Origin of the sequence: Alishewanella longhuensis (assembly GCF_014653435.1) — a bacterium.
GTDB lineage: Bacteria > Pseudomonadota > Gammaproteobacteria > Enterobacterales > Alteromonadaceae > Alishewanella > Alishewanella longhuensis.
On sequence record NZ_BNAO01000003.1, the window covers coordinates 44,139 to 44,995 of the forward strand.

Annotated in this window: 2 protein-coding genes; both read right to left on the reverse strand. The window is 43.1% G+C overall.

Annotation, left to right across the window (positions count from 1 at the left end):
- Positions 1-355: hypothetical protein (locus tag IE163_RS17775; protein ID WP_229833478.1), on the reverse strand; the 355-nt coding region annotated here is incomplete at its 3' end.
- Positions 356-648: 293 nt separating this feature from the next.
- Positions 649-857: hypothetical protein (locus IE163_RS17780; RefSeq protein WP_229833479.1), on the reverse strand; the 209-nt coding region annotated here is incomplete at its 5' end.

Consider the following 857-nt stretch of genomic DNA (forward strand, 5'->3'; position numbering starts at 1 on the left):
AAAACTTGGCTTGTTTGCTGTACTTACATACCAACTCATTGCTTAAACGATAAAAACAAATGGCAGAAAGTAATGTAAAAATTGAAGGTACAAGTAAAACTGCTATTTCTAACATGCCTAAAATTTCTGAATTTTCTGCACTAGACACGGCTAAAAATGAAGAAACGATTGTTGCCAACAGAGATAAGAGTGCACCCTTAGCATTTATACTTTTCGTGACCTTAACGAGTTTAATAAATGAAAATACGACCATTACCAATGCAATTAAGTAAGTGATCGAGCCTATGGCCATTACAGCGAATTCTTGTAATGATATTCCGTACATGTTTTTCATTAGTTCTGCAAACATTTCCACAGTCTGTGTTTCCTTGTACAGCTAACGCTCGCAGCACAGGCCGAAACCCGCGCAGCGGTTGAGGTTCAGGCCACGCAGTGGCCGATTGTGACTGCGCTTGTTATACAACTTTGCGCCCCTGCACTGAGCGCCATGCAAAGAACGAAACTGCTGCGCCCACTAGTAATGAAGCCAAAGTTAAAAACGCATAGTAGTTATGAAACTCATTACCGAGTGCATAAAACGAATAGCTAAAAACACACCCAAGTAAACCGCCAACAGACGCCCCAACTGCAATATAAATTTGTAGTGATTTAACCATACGGGCTCTTAGTAACAAAAGTGCAGGCAACAAAACCACTGGCACTAATATAAGCGGCATTACCATAACAAGTAATAAAAACGGAACGTAACCCACCGCTAAACCCTTTAAGTTGTATAACGCCGCCAGCAGGCGCGCTGCTGTTTGGCGTCGCTTGCCTGGCCTTGTTAGCAGCCCACACCGAACTTGCGCGGCTTGCCG